This is a genomic window from Gilliamella sp. App6-5 (assembly GCF_001690525.1).
Taxonomy (GTDB): domain Bacteria; phylum Pseudomonadota; class Gammaproteobacteria; order Enterobacterales; family Orbaceae; genus Gilliamella; species Gilliamella apicola_H.
On sequence record NZ_LZGT01000038.1, the window covers coordinates 114,570 to 135,273 of the forward strand.

Annotated in this window: 17 protein-coding genes; 3 read left to right on the forward strand and 14 right to left on the reverse strand. The window is 36.8% G+C overall.

Going from position 1 to position 20,704, the window contains the following annotated elements; translation table 11 throughout:
* Positions 1–252: 252 nt before the first annotated feature.
* The gene (locus tag A9G24_RS04720) at positions 253–1,734 is read left to right on the forward strand and encodes a SulP family inorganic anion transporter (protein ID WP_065637992.1); all 1,482 of its coding nucleotides are present in this window, start codon (positions 253–255) and stop codon (positions 1,732–1,734) included.
* Positions 1,735–1,873: 139 nt separating this feature from the next.
* Here the strand turns inward: A9G24_RS04720 and A9G24_RS04725 are convergent, their stop codons facing one another.
* Complete coding sequence (locus A9G24_RS04725; RefSeq protein WP_065637993.1) at positions 1,874–3,343, reverse strand: glycoside hydrolase family 32 protein; 1,470 nt, start codon at positions 3,341–3,343, stop codon at positions 1,874–1,876.
* A gap of 318 nt (positions 3,344–3,661) precedes the next feature.
* On the opposite strand from A9G24_RS04725, the gene A9G24_RS04730 reads away from it, so the two are divergent.
* The gene (locus tag A9G24_RS04730; protein ID WP_065637994.1) at positions 3,662–4,621 is read left to right on the forward strand and encodes an aminoimidazole riboside kinase; all 960 of its coding nucleotides are present in this window, start codon (positions 3,662–3,664) and stop codon (positions 4,619–4,621) included.
* A 114-nt stretch (positions 4,622–4,735) separates the two neighbouring features.
* Here A9G24_RS04730 and ispC read toward each other — a convergent pair whose 3' ends face one another.
* From ispC to A9G24_RS04750, 4 genes are all read right to left on the reverse strand, one after another.
* A complete protein-coding gene (ispC, locus tag A9G24_RS04735) occupies positions 4,736–5,914 on the reverse strand; it encodes a 1-deoxy-D-xylulose-5-phosphate reductoisomerase (RefSeq protein ID WP_065637995.1) in 1,179 nt (392 codons plus the stop codon).
* A gap of 1 nt (position 5,915) precedes the next feature.
* Positions 5,916–6,677 carry a DNA-binding transcriptional repressor DeoR gene (deoR, locus tag A9G24_RS04740; RefSeq protein ID WP_065637996.1) on the reverse strand — a complete coding sequence of 254 codons (762 nt, stop codon included), beginning with the start codon at positions 6,675–6,677 and terminating at the stop codon, positions 5,916–5,918.
* A gap of 61 nt (positions 6,678–6,738) precedes the next feature.
* On the reverse strand, positions 6,739–7,404 hold the full coding sequence (deoC, locus tag A9G24_RS04745) for a deoxyribose-phosphate aldolase (protein WP_065637997.1): 666 nt from the start codon (positions 7,402–7,404) through the stop codon (positions 6,739–6,741).
* Positions 7,405–8,333: 929 nt separating this feature from the next.
* Positions 8,334–9,701, reverse strand: a complete 1,368-nt coding sequence (locus tag A9G24_RS04750; RefSeq protein ID WP_141673066.1) for a hypothetical protein — start codon at positions 9,699–9,701, stop codon at positions 8,334–8,336.
* 1,058 nt (positions 9,702–10,759) lie between these two features.
* Here A9G24_RS04750 and A9G24_RS04760 point away from each other — a divergent pair.
* Entirely contained in the window at positions 10,760–11,635 is an 876-nt protein-coding gene (locus A9G24_RS04760) for a LysR family transcriptional regulator (protein WP_065638037.1), read from the forward strand.
* Positions 11,636–11,730: 95 nt separating this feature from the next.
* Here the strand turns inward: A9G24_RS04760 and A9G24_RS04765 are convergent, their stop codons facing one another.
* The 9 genes from A9G24_RS04765 to A9G24_RS04805 all read right to left on the reverse strand — a co-directional run bounded on the left by A9G24_RS04765 (position 11,731) and on the right by A9G24_RS04805 (position 20,699).
* Positions 11,731–12,801 carry an alpha/beta hydrolase gene (locus tag A9G24_RS04765; protein ID WP_065638000.1) on the reverse strand — a complete coding sequence of 357 codons (1,071 nt, stop codon included), beginning with the start codon at positions 12,799–12,801 and terminating at the stop codon, positions 11,731–11,733.
* 63 nt (positions 12,802–12,864) lie between these two features.
* Entirely contained in the window at positions 12,865–14,070 is a 1,206-nt protein-coding gene (locus A9G24_RS04770; RefSeq protein WP_065638001.1) for an MFS transporter, read from the reverse strand.
* A gap of 396 nt (positions 14,071–14,466) precedes the next feature.
* Positions 14,467–14,868: a HEPN domain-containing protein gene (locus A9G24_RS04775; protein ID WP_065638002.1), complete on the reverse strand. Its 402-nt coding sequence runs from the start codon at positions 14,866–14,868 to the stop codon at positions 14,467–14,469.
* A 13-nt stretch (positions 14,869–14,881) separates the two neighbouring features.
* Positions 14,882–15,652 carry a hypothetical protein gene (locus tag A9G24_RS04780; RefSeq protein ID WP_065638003.1) on the reverse strand — a complete coding sequence of 257 codons (771 nt, stop codon included), beginning with the start codon at positions 15,650–15,652 and terminating at the stop codon, positions 14,882–14,884.
* A gap of 275 nt (positions 15,653–15,927) precedes the next feature.
* A complete protein-coding gene (gene frr, locus A9G24_RS04785) occupies positions 15,928–16,485 on the reverse strand; it encodes a ribosome recycling factor (protein WP_065587087.1) in 558 nt (185 codons plus the stop codon).
* Between the two features lie 29 nt (positions 16,486–16,514).
* Positions 16,515–17,249 carry a UMP kinase gene (gene pyrH / locus A9G24_RS04790; protein ID WP_065638004.1) on the reverse strand — a complete coding sequence of 245 codons (735 nt, stop codon included), beginning with the start codon at positions 17,247–17,249 and terminating at the stop codon, positions 16,515–16,517.
* 119 nt (positions 17,250–17,368) lie between these two features.
* Positions 17,369–18,226, reverse strand: coding sequence for a translation elongation factor Ts (gene tsf / locus A9G24_RS04795; RefSeq protein ID WP_065638005.1), 858 nt, complete (start codon positions 18,224–18,226; stop codon positions 17,369–17,371).
* A gap of 88 nt (positions 18,227–18,314) precedes the next feature.
* Positions 18,315–19,052 carry a 30S ribosomal protein S2 gene (rpsB, locus tag A9G24_RS04800; RefSeq protein WP_065638006.1) on the reverse strand — a complete coding sequence of 246 codons (738 nt, stop codon included), beginning with the start codon at positions 19,050–19,052 and terminating at the stop codon, positions 18,315–18,317.
* A 465-nt stretch (positions 19,053–19,517) separates the two neighbouring features.
* Positions 19,518–20,699, reverse strand: a complete 1,182-nt coding sequence (locus A9G24_RS04805; RefSeq protein WP_065638007.1) for a serine hydrolase — start codon at positions 20,697–20,699, stop codon at positions 19,518–19,520.
* Between the last annotated feature and the right edge of the window lie 5 nt (positions 20,700–20,704).

The following is a 20,704-nucleotide window of genomic DNA, read 5'->3' on the forward strand; positions in this document are numbered from 1 at the left end:
AAAATATTATAACTTTCAAAGATAATGAGAAAATTATTCATTGTACAATGGGTTAAGTTCTATTATTATAAAAAATATAATTTCATTATGGAGTACACCTGTGTAGCTTTTTGCGCGTTCTTTTTATCAATAATAATTATAGTTACTCGCGTGATGCACACAAGCCATATTTTCCCTATCAACTTTTGATAACCTTATAGATGCATTGCTTCACGCGGCAATTTTCCTTTTTTTCAGTGGTGATTAAATTCAATGCAATCTTTACGTAAACAATGGTTTTCCAATATCAGAAATGATGTTCTATCGGGTGTCGTTGTAGCGCTTGCCCTTATTCCTGAAGCAATTGCTTTCTCAATTATTGCCGGTGTTGATCCTAAAGTAGGACTATATGCGGCTTTTTGTATAGCTGTTGTTACTGCTTTTGCGGGTGGTCGCCCAGGTATGATTTCTGCTGCTACAGGTGCAATGGCGCTAGTCATTGCCGGACTGGTTAAAAATCATGGGGTTGAATATTTACTGGTCGCGACAATCTTATGCGGTATTTTTCAGATTATTGCCGGTTTTCTTCAATTAGGGAACTTAATGCGCTTTGTTTCTCGCTCTGTGGTAACGGGGTTTGTTAATGCATTAGCCATCTTAATTTTTTTAGCACAACTACCTGAGCTAACCAATGTCACATGGCATGTCTATGCCATGACCATTGCTGGGCTTGGCATTATTTACCTGTTCCCTTATATCCCCAAAGTAGGAAAAATGATTCCTTCACCGCTACTTTGCATTCTTATTCTTACCGGTATCTATATGTATTTTGGCATGGATATACGAACGGTGGGTGATATGGGTACATTACCCACCAGCTTGCCTACGTTTTTACTCCCGAATGTTCCTTTTAACCTTGATACCTTATTGATTATTCTGCCTTACTCTCTTTCATTAGCCATTGTCGGCTTATTAGAATCAATGATGACTGCAACCATTGTAGATGATATTACCGATACGCCGAGTGATAAAAATCGAGAGTGCAAGGGACAAGGTATTGCTAATATCGTGACAGGTTTTTTTGGCGGTATGGCGGGGTGTGCAATGATTGGGCAATCAATTATCAATATGAAGTCAGGCGGACGAACGCGTCTATCCTCATTTATCGCTGGGACGGTACTTTTATTATTAGTTGTTTTTTTACAAGACTGGGTAAGCCAAATTCCAATGGCTGCGTTAGTAGCAGTGATGATCATGGTTTCCATTGGTACCTTTAGCTGGGATTCGATTAAAAACCTGAAATCATACCCACTTTCAACCAATATTGTGATGCTCGCAACTGTAGTTGTCGTTGTATTTACCCATAATCTTGCTTATGGCGTATTTATTGGGGTATTACTGGCATCACTATTTTATGCCAATAAAGTTGCTCATTACCTACAAATTAAAACTGAGCAACCTAGCAAGGAACAACGTATTTATACCGTATATGGACAAGTATTTTTTGCTTCCTCTGCAAAATTTATTAGTTCATTTGATTTAAAAGAGGTTATACAAAAGGTAACAATCGATCTTACCCATGCACATTTTTGGGATATAACCGCTGTAGCGGCTTTAGATAAAGTGGTGATTAAATTCCGTAAAGAAGGTGCACAAGTGGAAGTGTTAGGGCTAAATAAAGCCAGTAGTACAATTGTAGACCATTTTGGGGTTTATGATAAACGAGATGCAAAACAAAAGCTAAATAATCACTAAGCCAATAGGGTAATGAAAAAATAATGCGCTACATTGATAGTTTTAAATCATGATTTATTGTTTGTGATTATATGGAATAGGGCAATAAAAACGCAGCTTTTAAAACGAAAATTCACTGCCAATAGGCAGTGAATAGAAATTACGCATAAATGGACTTCAATTGCCAACTTTCCAATTTTTTAACTTTCGCTTTTCCATTTTCAGCAAATAGGTTGATGACTCGCTCGGCCGGTAATTGTGGATAAATACGACTAGTGAGACTATACAAATCATCATTAACAAAAACCTCGACAGATGAGGCATCAATAAAAATATGCAAAGTTAGCTTATCTGTTTTTGGTAGCGGTACGCTACGATAACCGCTTAATTCAAGACCGGATAAACTGCGATCAAGTATAATTCGATCGGATTGTAAATCAACATATAGTAACGTTGCTTGTTTACCATCTCCAGTGGCTGCAAGTTGCAAACCAAAACGTTCAGCATCGCTTTTATTTAAATCAAATTCAACATTAACTTCACAACTAATGGATTGAATATTGGTGTGTTTAAGTTCATTACTCAGCATTATTTCACCAAATAATTCCGGTTTTTCTCGCAATGTTTCAAGTTCTTTAATCGGGCGGTTTCGGACTTTATTATCTTGATCTAAAATGAGTTCACGCGGCAGTGTAAATGCACCAGCCCATTTATCTTTTTTGCTTGGCATCGCTGACTCCCACATATCCATCCAAGCAAACCCAATACGACGCCCATCAGCAGCAAGAAATGATTGCGGTGCATAAAAATCATGCCCAAAATCCATCTCTTGAAAAGGTTTAACCATTGAAAATTGTTGCCCTGGTTGCCAATCACCCACAATATAACCTGATTGAAATCGATTGCGGTACTGATAGCCTGTTGCTTTCATACCCTGTGGCGAGAACATCAAAACCCATTTATCACCCAGCGGAAAAAAGTCAGGACATTCAAGCATATAAACATCAGGATCGATACCACTTACCACGACATGATCAAATATCCAATTTTTTAAGTCATCTGAACTATAAAGTAAAACTTGCCCCACATCATTTGGCGTTCGTTGACCGACCACCATCCACCATTTGCCATCTTGTGGCCACACTTTAGGATCGCGAAAGTGCATAATACCATTTTTTGGCGTAAGTACTGTGCCTTGCTTTTCAAAATGAATGCCATCTTTGCTACTCGCCAGACATTGGACTTGCCGAATCTGCTCATCATTACCTTGACCTGCTAACCAAAGATGACCTGTATAAATTAAGCATAATTCACCATGGTTATCGACCGCTGAGCCAGAAAAACAACCGCTTTTATCAAATTCTTGATCAGGAGCAATCGCGATTGGCAATCTACGCCATGTAACCAAATCATCACTAACAGCATGTCCCCAATGCATTGGACCCCAATTTTCATCGTAAGGATGATGCTGATAAAAAGCATGATATTGACCGTTAAAGTAAATCAAACCATTAGGATCATTCATCCAACCTGCTGAGGGTGCTAAATGAAAATGTGGGTAGTATTGTTTATTCATCACTTTTTCTAACGCTTTAACAGCTTGATTGGCTTTATCAATAGCAATAGACATAAAAACCCCTTTTTTATCCAATATTAGATACCTTTATCTAATGGTATCTTAATTTGATTGTTAACGTTAACTGTTAATGAAATTAGAGATAAAATATGTGATGATAGTCACACATTTTTAACGTTAACAATGAATTTTTTGCCAAATGATTTAGTCTATGACAAACTTTTAAAATATAACTATCATTAATTCAATAATAAATTAAACATCAAAGACTTTATTAAAAAGCAAGAAGATGGCGTATTTCACAAAATTAAAATAATCTGCCTCTACGCTAGATTAGATTACCTTAGTCACTAACTATAATCGAGTTAAAAAATGAATAATACTAAAGTTTGGTCCCTTGGGGATGCCGTTATTGATTTGTTACCATTTGGTGATATGAATTATCAAGCCTGTGCGGGTGGCGCACCAGCTAATGTCGCAATTGGTATTGCTAAATTGGGGCTACCTTCTGCTTTTATTGGCCGTGTTGGTAATGATCCTTTTGGTCATTTTATGGAAAAAACGTTCCGTGACTATCATGTTGATTGCCAAAGCCTTGAAAAAGATGATCACTATAAAACGAGTACTGTTGTTGTTGATTTAGGTCAAAATGGGGAACGGAGTTTTACTTTTTTGGTTTCACCTTCAGCTGATCAATTTTTGTCTGAGCAAGCGATTCCTGATTTTAACCAAGATATTTTACATTTTTGCTCTTTGGCGCTAGTCGGCCACACTTGTCGACAAACGCTTAAAACTGCCATTGAAAACCTTACCGCTAAAAATGGCTTAATTAGCTTCGATGTTAACTTGCGTGAGCAAATGTGGGCAAATAAAGATGAAATGCACACAACTATTACTCAATTTTGTCATGATGCCGATATCCTTAAGCTATCAGATGAAGAACTATTTTGGCTCACGCAATGCAATGACTGGCATGAAGCATTAAGTAAACTACAACAACACTATGAGGCACCATTAAAGTTAATTACTAAAGGTAAAGATGGCAGTATTGCCTTATGGCAAGGCAAAACATTTTCGTTTGATTCGTACCATGTAAATAGTATTGATACTACCGGTGCGGGCGATGCCTTTGTGGCAGGACTACTTAGCAGTATTGCCTCATCAGGAATGCCTGAAGATAAACTCATGTTAGAAAGCATGATGACGATAGCTAGTGCGTGCGGTGCCTTAGCGACCACCCAAAAAGGTGCGTTAACTGCGCTACCCGATAGCGCATTTTTACAATCATTTATTAGCGATAATCCAACATTAACCGCTAAACAAATCGCTTAGTCAAGAAAAGCATGAATAGGGCAGCAACATTGAACATAATACTGTCAAAATGTCATTGCGATTGACTGCCCTTACGACCTATTTAATCCATTGATTATAAAAATTAAATAGCATTTAACACAGACCACATTGTGATCTTGCCCATTGATCTATCATAAAAACATCGTCAATAGTCGATGGTTCAGGGAAAGCCAATTGATCTAATACTTTTGCTACATTTTTGGCAATATCCATAAAACCTATTTTATGTTGCAAAAAGGCTTCTACCGCAATTTCATTCGCTGCGTTAAGTGCCGTTGTGGCAGCTTGTCCTTGATTAGACGCTTCTATTGCCAATTTTAAACAAGGATAACGATTAAAATCAGGCTGTGTAAACGTTAAAGTCGAAATTTGACAAAAATCCAAAGGCGGTACACTTGATGGAACCCGATCGGGGTAAGACATGGCATAAGCAATCGGCGTGCACATATCAGGCACACCCAGTTCTGCCACCACACTACCATCTTGATAACGTACCATGGAGTGAATAATCGATTGCGGATGAATAATAATTTCCATTTCGTCAGTATTTGCATTAAATAACCAACGTGCTTCGATATACTCAAGTCCTTTATTCATCATGGTTGCCGAATCCACAGAAATCTTTTTACCCATCGACCAGTTAGGATGTGCAACCGCTTGTGCTGGCGTAACCGATGCAAGCTTATCGAATTCCCAATCGCGAAACGGCCCACCAGAACCTGTTAAAACTATTTTAGTAATACCCTGTTCAGCCAAATTCGCAAAACCTAAATTATGCTGTACTGCCATTGGCAAACTCTGAAAAATAGCGTTATGTTCACTATCCACCGGCAACAGTTCAGCGCCATACTCTTTAACCGCTTGCATAAACAGATGCCCACAGGTCACGAGTGATTCTTTATTAGCAAGCAAAATACGTTTACCTTTTTTAATTGCCGCAAGGGTTGGTTTTAGCCCAGCAGCACCCACAATAGCGGCCATCACTTGATCGACTTCGGGCAACTGCGATAAATCACAAATGGCTTGTTCACCGCTTAACACTTCAATATCCAATTTTAGATTGGCAAGATTTGCTCTTAGCTCCTTAGCCGCTTGCGCTGTTGCCATGGCAACGTATTTAGGCTTAAAGATCAAACATTGCTCAGTCATTTTGGCAACATTATTACCACCCACTAAGGCATACGCCTTAAACAGATGTGGATTTTGAGCAATAACGGTTAGCGTACTGCAACCAATTGAACCTGTCGACCCTAAAATTGTGATATTTTTCATATTAATACATCAGTTTTATATTATGGTTATTAAAAAAAGAGATAAATTCCTTAGTCGGGGCTTTATCGGTAATAATTTGATTAAAAAGCGTTAATTCACTAATCAAAGCCGGCTTGACTTGACTAAATTTAGTATGATCGGCAATCAAAATACGCTGATCAGATTGTTTCATGGCTTGCAACTTCATATCAAGTTCATCAAAATGATAACAAGTAACCCCTCGTGATATATCAACCCCAGCAGCAGAAATAAACGCTTTATTTGGGCAAATCGAATTTAATTGGCAATGCTGTCCAATAGCGGTAAAAATAGCATTATTAACCCGATAATAACCACCACATAAAATTGTCTTACAATTAGGTTTATTTTGTAATGCTAAAAATGCGTTTAATGAATAGCAGATAGCGGTAAAAGTTATTTCATCATCAATAGCATCAATGATAAAAGGGATTGTGGTACCGCAATCAAAAAAGACGGTATCGTTTGCAAAAACAAATTTGCTGGCTAATTTAGCAATATGTAGTTTTTCGTTAACTTGTTTATCTTGCTGATCGGAAACAAAATATTGCGTTGCTTGATGACGAAATTCACTAACAATATAACCGCCTAAAACAGTTAACGATGTAGGAATGTTATTTAAATCTCGGCGAATGGTCATTTCGGAAACCGCTAACAACTTAGCGGCTTCTTTTAAATGAATCTTATCTGTTTTTTTTAAAAGTTGAATAAGATCATTCACTCTTTTTTGTGATTGTGTTTCCATGCTGATCCCATAAATCAACAGTAACAAGCTACATAAGTAGCTTATTAATTGATATCATTGATTAATAATCACTGGTCAAAATTGCATCACCAGAAACAATCGCAATACCAGCACTAGCCCCTAAACGCGAAGCCCCCGCTTGAACCATTTTTTCAGCCGTTTGACGATCACGAATACCACCCGATGCCTTAACACCCATCTCATTGCCAACGGTATCACGCATCAACTTAACATCCTCAACCGTTGCGCCAGATACACTAAACCCTGTTGAGGTTTTAACAAAAGCAACGCCGATTTGCTTACAGATTTCACAGACTTTAACAATTTCGTCTTTAGATAATAAGCAAGTTTCTAAAATCACTTTTAATGGCACAGCGCCACAAGCATTAAAGACCGCCTCTATATCTTGTTTAACCGCATCGAAATCATTGCTTTTTAACCAACCTACATTGATAACCATATCGATTTCTTGCGCGCCAGCTTTAACCGCCATTTCAGTTTCAAAGGCTTTAGCGCTAGTCAGCATGGCACCAAGTGGAAAGCCAACCACCGCACACACTTTTACATCACTGCCGTTAAGTAAACTTGCCGCTAAAGGCACATAGCCTGAATTTACACAAACCGAATAAAAATGATATTGTTTAGCTTCTTCACAAAGCTTACGAATTTGATCTTCCGTCGCATTCATTGCGAGTAAAGTATGATCAATATACTTTGCATAACTCATAACGAGATCCTTAAAATGTCTTTGTAATAATGTTTAATTAAATATTGTTAGTATGTAAATAAATAGGGATGTTATAAAAATAACAATTATAGCCAAGTACTGTTATTTTTATAACATTATGGCGTAATTGATTGAAATAGTACAGATAAAAATAGTGTTTAAAAAGTCGCATGTGATTTTGAGGCTTGTGGAAGAGATCATTGGAAAACGGTTGAATTTTAGATGTTTTAGACTTTTTGTGAAAGAAATGACATTCATGTCAACGCCTCGTCAAACATTCCTGTTTGGCATGCTGACCTCACTTAGTTATCGGCGCACTCTGATGCAGGAATAAGACAAACAAAATAACCTTGGAACGTTCATTCTTATTGGCTAAAGGAATAAACAGCTTCAACCAGGCTTTCTTTAGCACTTTATAAATGGTCGGATGACTGACCATAAATATTTAGCTAAATCAATAACGGTTATCTGCTCTTTATGATATAAGCGCCATATCGCTTGTCTGTGATACGATGTTAGAATACGAAAACGAACATTACCACATTGAGCCATCCACAGCCGTGGAAGCAATTAAATTTAGAATGAAACAACAAGACCGGTAAAAGACCTTTCCCAAGCAATTGGACGACCAAATCGAGTTTATGAAATATTAAACGACAAACGTAAATTAACGCGACCAATGATTAAAAGATTTAATCATCTGCTTAATATTTCACTTGATAGCTTAATCCATTAACCAAAATCCCTCGCTTGAGGAATTTTTAAAAGAGCCCTGTGCTTATTTTTGTGAACGTTGTTGTTAATATAGGGCATTATATTGCTTTTAGCCGCAACAAGCGCAAGCCAATGGGAAGCCCAAACTGAGCAGGGCTTATTTCTTTGTTATATTACCCTCTATTTGTTCCATAAGCCCCCCCCCCACGTCCTAACTAAGGAGTAGTGCAAACACCAACACTTGTGACAGAGCCGCGGTATCTGTAGACATAACCACTATTCGAGTTGACATCAAAATAAGTATCATATACCGAATCACTCGTCCAGTAGCCAGAGAAATAGCGGAAGCCCGCATCGGCGTACTGGCCTATGGTACCCCACTCCGAGAAAAACCCTGCACCTATATGACGCCGGTAATCAGGAGTACCTGACGACGGCGTGGCACCATCTATCCCTTCTACACATGGGAATCCATTATTATCCTGTACACCACATTTCGCATTGGTTAAATCCCTTATCCTAGGTAGACGATAGCCCAAACTACTACACCATTTTGCTAGACCTGAAGGCGTATCCTTTTTATCAGCCCGATTGACAAACCACTGCCTCAACTCAAATCCATACTTGACAACCACATTATCACGACTATCCTTACCCTCTAACTCAAAGATCTGCGGTAAACTAGGTATACTAAGTGGACTAGGATTAGCTGACTGTATCCGAGCGCTATCCGCCCTAGGACCTCTTAACGTTACCCGTGTTACATACTGGGATTTATCAGAAATCCAATAATCATTATCGTTTGGTTTTCCCCATGTGACAGTAGCAGTTATCCCACCATGAGAAACCGAAGACCACGTCAACTGACTTGCATCAACCCCAGCTATATCTAAATCAAAAAATAATCCATCAGCACCCGTAGTAGGGAAATTAAGTCCATAAGATGGCAAACTTGTTGACTGAACTAAAAAACCCTTATAACCATTCCACATGTTAGCTGAACCATCCATCTGAAAACGATTCGGCCTTGCGTAACAAACTTTAGGCGGTGAATTTGGATTGATATAATACGTCACTGTTTGATTACTAAAATAGTTTGTATTAGGTACCCCGTACAGTGTTTCCAAACGCGCCCCCCCATAACTTCTTAATATCACTTTATAAGGCGCCTTACATAGATCTAATGAATCACGACGACTTACTGTATCGCCTTTATTATCAGTAAAACTTACCGATATACTCCCTATTGCCGTAACACCATTAGTACCCTGACCATCACCATCATCATCCCCCCAATTACCTTGAGTAATTAAGTCGCTTAAACTCACTGTATTTACCCCCAGTGGTAGCGCCATGTGTATATCATCAAAAGTACTTCCATTTGTTATCAGTATCGGATTGGTTGCACTTGAAGTATTGGATGAAGGGGTGATCTTTGTACCATCCGGCAACTTGATAGCTAATAAATCATCATTTGAAGTCACCTTAGTTCGACCTCCATCAAACGTTAAATAAGGCGCACTGCCCTCAATTGCCCTTGTGGTTTTTGCCGATAGCGCCTGTGTATAAAACGAACACGGCAATAACAACAACGGCGTAAAGATCAATGAATACCTTGATAAGAACAATAAAAACTTACACCTAGACCTCGACGACAGCCCTACCGATAAACACGGCAAGTTCGCTACGCGAAATGACTTCGGTAATAAAGATAAGAATTGAGTCAGTTTCTGACTATGGTGAAATTGAAAAAGATTTAGGGAGGAGGTTTGGCAGGTAAGATGCCATGCATGGTGACGCATTTTGATTGTCCTGTTAATTAATTATTTGTTTTTTTTGTAATTAACCACTCAACTAATGAGCTTTCCTTGCTTTAAAAGGATTCAAATTATAACAAGTTGATTAATAATTCGCTAGTTTTTTTGTTAAATTTTTGTAAATCTTTGTTAATTGAGTAAAGTTGAGCTTTTGGTGGCGTATTTTGGATAATGGTTTTGGTGGTATTTTTTGAATAAAAAAACCAATAAAAAATTTAATAAAATCAATATTTTTCTTGGCCACTTTTTGGATGTGATTTCATTGCTTTTTAACACAAAAACAACTCACAAAAAAACACCAAAGGCTATGCTGTTTGTCTTGTTCCGGCGTCAGAATGTGCCGACAACAGAGCGAGTTTGTGCTGCGTCGGACAAATTTGTCTGGAACAAATTTGAACATCAGAGCATAGCGAAGATGACCTCGTAGAGGCGAGTATCAGGATGATACGAATCTCACAAACGGTGCGTTAAGACCGAGCAACGGCGGCGAGTAGCCGTAGGCAACATTCTGCAGCCAAAGCGTGGGATTGCAAAGGGAATTCGCTCTAATTCCCTTTGCTCGGACGTGGTCACTGTAGCTATTTTATTCACCAAAGGTCAAAACGTCCGAAACCTTTCCGTACTATATATACCAATTAACTCGGCAATACTGAGTGGTAACAAAGAGTAACCTATCCAACTTAGGTGATTTGTGATAAAACATCTGATGATATTTAAAAGATTATGTTAATAATGAAAAGTAAACACACGTCATTTTCTGACATACATATTTTAAACATAAAAATCAAATAATTGTTAAACAAGAATGATGGGAAAAGGAAATGATAGATATAAAAATTTTACGTTATTTTCTTGCTCTTGCTAAAGAAGAAAGTATTACCGCTGCTGCTAACCATTTGCATCTAACTCAACCTACCTTATCTCGTCAGTTGATGCAGCTTGAACAAACACTTGGCACCCCCCTATTTATTCGTGGCAGTAGGCGAATTACCTTGACCGATGAAGGAATACGATTACGTAAACGAGCCGAGGAGATACTGGAACTTGTGCATAAAACAGAAGAAGAGTTTCAAGCACCAAACGAAAGTATTTGTGGTGATATTTATATTGGTTGTGGTGAAACTGATGCAATGAAGTGGGTGGTGAATGTGATTAAATCAATGCAAGAGGTTTACCCACACATCCGCATCCATATTTATAGTGGTAATGCAAATGATGTCACCGAACGTATTGATAAGGGATTACTTGATTTTGGTGTGTTAATTGAACCGACTCATCTAACAAAATATGAATCATTGAGCCTTCCTCAACAAGATACATGGGGAGTATTAATGAGAAAAGATTGTGCGTTGGCAAACCTTGAGGTCATTTCTCCATCTGATTTATGGTCATTACCACTGATTGTTTCCCAACAAAAATATGTTAGTGATAGCATTGAACAATGGTTTAAACGAAACTATGAAAAATTAAATATTATTGCAACATATAACTTAATATTTAATGCAGCTTTAATGGTTGAACAACATATCGGATATGCCTTGTGTTTAGATAAACTCATTAATACAGCGGGCGATAACCCGCTTTGTTTTAGACCTTTATATCCAAAATTAAAAGTAGATGTGAATATTGTCTGGAAAAAATATCATATATTTTCTAAAGCTGCTGAACTGTTTTTAAAACAGCTAAAAGAACATTTTTGATATTCTTCTGCCATTTTATAATGATGAGTAAAAAAGGGAGCACCGTAATTCTGACTCCCTTTGCTGTGGAACAACATTGCATTAAAAATTAATCGCTATTTTAAATGCGTTTTAAAAAAGGTTGTTAATTTATCAAAAGGGATTAAATCGATGCGATCATAAAGATCAACATGCCCAGCTCCTTTTACATAATAGAGTTCTTTTGGTTCTATTGCACGGTTATAAGCATCTTCACTGAACTCTTTAGAATGAGCCTGATCACCTGTGATAAATAACATTGGTCGTGGTGAAATGGTTTCAATATCGTTAAATGGATAAAAGTTCATAAATTTTACATTACTGGTTAATGTTGGGTGAGTCGTTAGTTCTGGCGTTGAACTGGCTGGGGTATATTCACCACGAGGCGTACGATAAAAATCGTAAAATTCATGAGCAATTGGACCATCTTCGGGTTTGAGTTGCCCTTTATTGACCGTACCACTTGTATATAATGTCTGCCCCCCAGTAAATTCAACATAACGTTGTTCTGCCGCTTGTTTAATGATCTGTTTACGCTGTTCAAGTGTTAACGAATGGTGAAGAGCATTGCGATTGGCCGAACCCATATCGTACATACTTACCGTCGCAATGGCTTTTAAACGTGGATCAATTTTAGCGGCACTAATAACAAAACTGCCGCTACCACAAACACCAATTACGCCAATATTATGACTATCCACAAAAGTTTGAGTACCTAAATAATCAACTGCTGCACTGAAATCTTCTGCATACATATCGGGCAATACAACATTACGTGGCTGTCCCTCACTTTCGCCCCAAAAGGATAAGTCAATAGCTAATGTAATAAAGCCTTGTTCAGCCATTTTTGTCGCATATAAATTGGCACTTTGTTCTTTAACCGCACCCATTGGATGTCCAACAATAATGGCTGGATATTTGTTTTTGGCATCAAGCGTTTTAGGCATAAATAGGTTTCCAACCACACTCATTTTATATTGATTGAGAAAACTAACTTTTTGCATAGTGACATTATCGCTTTGATAAAAATTATTCGCATTGTTAGACATATCGGCTCCCATTACTGATGGTGATAAAAATAACCCAAAAAGACTTAAAAAGACAATTAAAGCAGTACTATCTTTGAAATAAAATAACCCCTTTTTCATTAATGTGATCCTTTTAATAAGTGAATATTAATTTAATATTTTCAATCAATTGTAAAAAAATTACTATGCAATAGGACGTCCTGTTACACGAATAAATAACCAAAAGCTGAGTTTAATTAATATCAAGGCACATAAAAAAATTAGTGCAGAACTAAAAAATATACCTTGCATCCCCTTATGATCAAAAATGAAGCCTCCCATTGCCGCTGCCAATCCGATAGAAAACTGAATCGCCGCAACAGATAATCCGCCCATCATTTCGGCTTTATCAGCAAGTGTACGTACAATCCAAGTAGACCAACCTACCGGAATAAAACCAAACATCAATCCCCAAGCAACAATAAGTAACATATTGAATGTTATATTGTTATTTATGAACATTAAAATAATAGCAAGCATTAATAAAATAAAATGAACGACTATCATCGTTTTTTTAAATTGTTTGCCCATCACAAAACCGGCAATAAGGGTACCAATACAGTTAGCAATACCAAATAGAAGCAAAAGCGTAGAGAGGGTATTTGTTTGTAAGGCAAGATTATGTTCTAAAAATGGTCTTAAATATGTAAAAAATATGTGATATCCCCCATAACTAAATATTGTGGCTACTATTCCTATCGTTATCCAGCTTTGTTTTAAGAGAAAAAACATATTTTTAAAACTATTACCTTGCTGTGCAGGTAAAGTAGGTAATGCAATAAATTGCCAAATAAAGGCAATAGCGCCCAGTAATGCCGATAGCAAAAAAATATTTCGCCAACCAATCAGATTGCCTAAATAGCTTGCTAATGGTAGTGAAATAATTGTTGCCACTGAGACACCGGCATAGATAATACTTAATGCACGAGATAGATCTTTTGTCGGTACAAGTTGTAGCGTTACCGCTGAGGCCATAGACCAAAAGCCACCAACACATATCCCCAATATGCTGCGCCCCATCAATAGCATGATATAATTAGGTGTAAATGCGACTAATATATTGGCGCTCACCAATAAAATAGAAAGCGTTAATAACACTAATCGTCTATTTATTTTGTTTGTTAGTGGCGCCAGTGTCAAACTTGCAATAACAGCAAAAATACCCACAGCGGTAACCGTTTGACCTGCCATTCCTTCAGTAATATGTAATGTTTGAGCAATAGGCGTTAACAAACTGATAGGAATAAACTCAGCCGAAATAAGACTGGTTACCCCCATAAATAATGAAAAAACAGCAGACCAATGGGATGCTTTTTCTGGTTCTGCCTGACACGATAATAGTGTTTTCATGACATAAAGTACCTTTTATTCAACTAGCTCCATAGCGGCATTAACGTTGGATTCTTGGCTAGTAAGTGCCTTTAAACCAAAGCGCCAACTTATCTATATAGATAAGATAAGAGCGGATAACACAAGCAGAAATAGTTTAAATAGCTAACTTCAAAAAAGTATAGGCACTTTATCAATCCATGTAAAATACTTATATTTTATAGTTACATATGCCTTAAAAGCATGGAGTATATGCTAGTTTTGTTGAGGATAATTAGATTGTTTTTTTGTTGAATAATAGTAAAAAAGTAAATATCACATCTGTCTATCTTACATTTTTAAATGCTTTTTTACCGTTATCATTGGGGGAGGACTTTCTAGATTTTTTAAATGGGCTATTTTTAAAGGTAGTAATAGTTAAGAGTTTGGCGCTGAATCATTTGATAAAGGTATAAATTCTTCTATATCTTGTATAAATTTTCTAGCTTTAGCTATACTAAGTTCGGCTTCTTTTTTGTCTAATGTTTCTTGTAAATGGTAATCACATTTAATTCTAAGTGCTTTTTGCTCTAACAATCTTGCCCTTAAAGAAATTAATTTCATTCTTGGAATGGCTTCATCTTTACCCGGAGCTGCTAAATAATCGGTCACACTTTTATGAGATGGTTCATCTTTAGGTAATCTAAAATTGATTGAAGATAAGATAGCATGGTAACAACTATAATACGCTCTAGCAATTGCATTACGATAACCGATTTCATCATTTCGTTTTAATGAATCTTCAGCAAAAGAGAGAAAGTCTTTGCAGTTTACTGACACTTACTTTCGCCTCCTAAGTAATAACTTGATATTCAGATTTTAGATAACGAATAGAGACGCCGAAAGCCTTATCATAAAGGTGTTCATTTTCAGCAATTTTATCAGCCAACTCACCATCTATTTTAGCCAAACGTACAAAATCAGTGTCGTTGGTTGTTAGTATCATAATATTAATATCATCGTCTGGATAATACTCACAACAAATTTGAGAATGTGATAACCGATAAGTATCTGCTATATCAAGAAAAGTTTTAAGTAAAAATTGCATATTTTCATCACTCAATTTTAAATTACTTTGAAATTGACGCAATGAATTAAGGCGTTGAGATAACCCAGAAATAACATCTTTTTTATTTAATTTATCAATTTCTTGATATACTTTATTAATTCCCTCAAAATTACCATTCCATAAATATGCATCAAACAAATGTATTAAAAAATTAGAGTTATTTGAAATTTGATTATTTGCCCTAATGATTTCTGCAATATGTTTTTTAATGAATCCTATATCAAATAAATAGGTTATATAATTCATCATAAAATAAGGTTCATTATAAGAAAAAGATTTTTCAAATAGCGATAATGCTGCTGAAACATCTCCCTTACAAGCATAAAAAAATGCCCACAATTGATCCCCAATTAAGTCTCCTTGAGGAAAAGGCTTCAAATCTTTACGGAACTCAAATTCTTCACAACCTTCGAAATTTCGTTCAGAAAAAAGAATCTGTATTAGCTTATCTAATATCATTGTGCCTTTTGTTGCAGGTACATTAGATTTTGCCATCGTTGATAATCCTTATACAGAATTGAATTGAATTGAATAATACATAAAATCACTAAGCGATAGTAATATCGGACGTCCAGTAATTAATCATTATAAATTATTGCTTATGATTAACAAGAAAAAGATTTTTCCTATCAACCAATAAAAATTTAGATTACTTATATTGGTATTTTCCATCCTAAAATAGGTTTCAGTATAAAAATTAGTTTTTCAAGGAAAAAACGCTCTGCTTTATAAAACAGAGCATTTAGAAGAAAAGGAAAAAAGTAAAAGGATTAGAATTCCATTAACTCTTTTTCTTTATCGGCAAGCACAGCATCTAATTTTTTAATTGCCGCATCTGTCGCTTTTTGGATTAAATCTTGAGCTTTACGCTCATCATCTTCTGAAATTTCTTTATCTTTTAGTAACGCTTTGATTTGATCGTTGGCATCACGGCGGATATTACGGATAGATACACGACCTTGTTCCGCTTCGTTACGAACAATTTTAGTTAAATCACGACGGCGTTCTTCTGTTAGAGGTGGCAATGGTACACGAATAACGGTACCTGCTGATGCTGGGTTTAACCCTAAATCAGACGTTAAAATTGCTTTTTCAATAGCGGGGGTTAATGATTTATCAAATACGGTGATAGCTAGCGTTCTTGCATCTTCAGCAACGATGTTAGCTAGTTGACGCAGTGGCGTTGGACTACCGTAATATTCAACCATAATGCCATCTAATAAACTTGGTGATGCACGACCGGTTCTCACTTTAGAAATATGATTTTGAAACGCATCAATGCTTTTTTCCATGCGCGTTTGCGCTTCTTTTTGAATCTCGTTTAACATAATAAAAGCCTTATTTAAAATAAAGATAATTAACTGGTTACTGTTGCTTTGTTATTAATTAATGTCCCTTCTTGTTCACCTAAAATAACGCGACGCAAAGCACCAGGTTTATTCATATTAAAGACACAAATGGGTAGATTATGATCTCTTGCTAATGTGAATGCAGCTAAATCCATCACTTTAAGTTCATCATCAAGGACTTTTTCATAACTTAAAGTTTTATAAAGTGTTGCTGTTGGATCTTTAACAGGATCGGCTGAATAAACACCATCAACTTTGGTGGCTTTTAAAACAACATCAGCTTCAATTTCAATACCACGTAAACATGCTGCTGAATCGGTGGTAAAAAATGGATTGCCTGTTCCAGCAGACAAAATAACCACTCTACCATGACGAAGCAAGCTAATTGCTTCGGTCCAGCGATAATCATCACATACACCATTTAATGGAATGGCTGACATTAAACGGGCATTAACTTCAATTCGGTGTAACGCATCTCGCATCGCAAGACCATTCATTACAGTTGCTAGCATTCCCATATGATCGCCAACAACGCGGTTCATTCCCGCTTTAGCAAGCCCTGCCCCCCGAAATAGATTACCGCCCCCAATAACAACAGCGACTTGAACATTCATTTCAATTAGCTCTTTAATTTCTTGCGCCATGCGATCTAGAACGGTTGCATCAATACCAAAACCTTCGTCGCCTTGTAGTGCTTCGCCACTGAGTTTAAGAAGAATACGTTTATAGAAAGGGGTCACCATACTGAAGTCTCACTATTTCGTTGTTTTATTACTCAATAAGCTAAAAAATTAGCTTGTCGTAATTTTAAAATATTTTGTAGATAAACAAAACCGCCTTAACGGCGGTTTTTTTGAAACGATTAAGATTGTTTCGATATTGCAGCAACTTCTGCAGCAAAGTCAACTTCAACTTTTTCAATACCTTCACCCACTTCAAAACGGATGAATGAAGCAACTGCAGCTTTTTTCTCTTTTAATAAATCGCCAACTGTTTTTGAAGGATCCATAACAAATGGTTGTCCAGTTAGTGATACTTCACCAGTGAACTTACGCATACGGCCTTCAACCATTTTTTCAGCGATTTCACGTGGTTTACCTGATTGCATTGCGATATCGATTTGAATGTTACGTTCATGTTCAACAACATCAGCTGGAACATTGCTTGGATCAACATATTCTGGTTTGCTTGCAGCAATGTGCATTGCAATATGTTTCACTAATTCATCATCAGCACCATTAGCAGCGACTAATACACCAATACGCGCACCGTGTTGGTAACTACCCACAACATCACCAGTGATTTGTGCAACACGACGAATACCGATGTTTTCACCAATTTTAGCAACTAAAGCTGTGCGTTCTTCTTCAAATTTAGCTTGCAGTGCAGCAATATCGCTAGTGCGTTCAGTTAATGCTGCTTCAGCAACTTTATCACTAAATGCTAAAAATCCAGCATCTTTCGCAACAAAGTCTGTTTCACAGTTAACTTCTAAGATAATACCAAATTTTTTGTCCGCAGAGATTTTAGAAATAATAACACCTTCAGCCGCAACACGACCTGCTTTTTTAGCGGCTTTTGCTTGACCTGATTTACGCATGTTGTCAATTGCAAGCTCGATATCACCATTAGCTTCAACTAATGCTTTTTTACATTCCATCATACCTGCGCCAGTTCTTTCGCGCAGTTCTTTTACCATAGAAGCGGTAACTTCAGCCATTTTTTAATCCTCTATTTAACCATTGTGATAACTTTCATTAGAATAGGTCGATAGCATTAAGTATCGACCTTGAAAATATTCGAGTTTATTACTCTGCTGCTGGCGCTTCTTCTACGAAGCTTTCTTCAGATACTGGAGATTGGTTTTGCTCGCGACCAGAACGTACTGCTTCAGCAACTGCATTAGCATATAATTGAATTGCACGGATTGCATCATCATTACCTGGTACGATGTAATCAATTCCATCAGGATCTGAGTTAGTATCAACAATAGCAATGACTGGAATACCTAAATTGTTAGCTTCTTTAATAGCGATATGTTCGTGGTCTGCACCAATCACAAAGATCACATCAGGTAAGCCACCCATATTTTTAATTCCGCCCAAGCTATTTTCTAATTTAGCCATTTCACGAGCACGCATAAGTGCTTCTTTTTTGGTTAATTTATCAAATGTGCCATCACTAGCTTGTGTTTCTAAATCTTTTAAACGTTTGATTGATTGACGTACTGTTTTCCAGTTAGTCAACATACCACCTAACCAACGGTGATTAACATAGTATTGTCCACAACTTTCAGCTGCTTGTTTAATTGCTTCGCTAGCTGCACGCTTTGTACCAACAAATAAAATTTTACCTTTACGAGCGGCAACCTTGTTTAATTCAGCTAATGCTTCGTTGAATAATGGTACTGTTTTTTCAAGATTGATAATATGAACTTTGTTGCGTGCACCAAAAATAAATGGTTTCATTTTTGGGTTCCAATAACGAGTTTGGTGTCCAAAGTGTACACCCGCTTGTAACATATCGCGCATTGATACTGTAGTCATGATTTCCTCATTTTGACGTTGGGGTTATGCCTCCACATATCCGCTTTAACCGACCTAATTACACAAGATAAAAGGCACCCCGGAAAAGTGTAATGATATGTGTGTGTTATAACGTTAATTAATCATTAAATTTAATGCTTTTATTCATCATTACTTTTACAAAAAAATAATATGAAATGTAGCGCGCGTTTTATACCATAAATAGTATAAGATTACCAGCTTTATTTCTATTTATTAGCTGTTAGCGAAGCTAATTATCGTTATTTAGATGTAGGTGAGTTTTATTAAGCTTGCATTATTTATTTAATAAGCAAATATTAAAATAAAAAGTAATGATAAAAAATTAAATAAAATCAATATTTATCTGACAGTTTTTGAGCAGTTATTTTTTATATTAGACTATATTATTTTTGAGGGGATAGGTTGTTCTGTAAGCAGAAGCTTACAGAACAATGATAATAAAAACTAGCTGAATAACTTATGGCATTGTAGGCAGATCCAATCCCATATACCACCAAAAAATCCTGTTTCTTCGACGTTTTGTAAAGCAACCAGAGGTTGTTCGCTAATCACTTTGCCATCTAATAGAAACTGCATTTTACCCACTGTAGTGCCTTTAGTGATCGGGGCATAAATATAATCATCAATTTTATATTTAACTTGCACATCTGCAGAGCGGCCTTTTGGTACAGTGATATAAGATCCATTAATCGCACCTAATTGAACTTTATTTTCATCACCATACCAAATCGTTTCGGTCGCTAATGGCGTACCTGCTTTTATAGGGTTTGCGGTTTCAAAAAAGCGGAATCCCCAGACTAATAACTTTTTACTTTCTTCTTCACGGCCTTTAAAGGTACGACCACCCAGTACCGCTGAAATTAAACGAGTATTACCATCAACCGCTGAAGCAACTAAATTGTAGCCTGCGGCATTGGTGTGACCCGTTTTGATGCCATCTACATTTAATGTAGTATCCCAAAGTAACCCATTTCGATTAAGTTGCGGTTTTGATAGATTATAGGTAAATTCTTTTTGTTTATAAATGGAATATTCTTCAGGTAAATCTCGAATTAATGCTTGTCCTAAAAAGACCATATCTTTAGCTGTTGTGTATTGCCCCGGTGCATCAAGTCCATGTACAGTTTCAAAATGGGTATGATTTAGTCCAATTTTTTTAGCGTAATCATTCATTAAATTAACAAAAGCACCTTGGCTGCCAGCAACATGCTCAGCCATGGCAATACACGCATCGTTACCAGATTGGATAATGATGCCTTTGTTAAGATCAGAAACTGATACCGTTTTACCGACCTCTAAAAACATTAATGATGACCCTTTTAACATAGGGTTACCCGTCGCCCATGCGTCTTTGCTGACCACAACCATATCATCATTTTTTATGCGTCCTGTCTTTAACGCTTGCCCCACCACATAGCTGGTCATCATTTTTGTTAGACTTGCCGGATCGCGCTGCTGTTCAGCATTATATTGCGCTAAAATTTCACCTGATTTTGCATCGATTAAAATATAAGATTCAGCATCTAACTGTGGAATAGCTGGAATAGGAAAAGCCATTTCGGCCGATGCTGATGAACAAACTGTAAGCACGAAAAAAGCAAAAGATAATTTAAATTTCTTTGTCATTTATT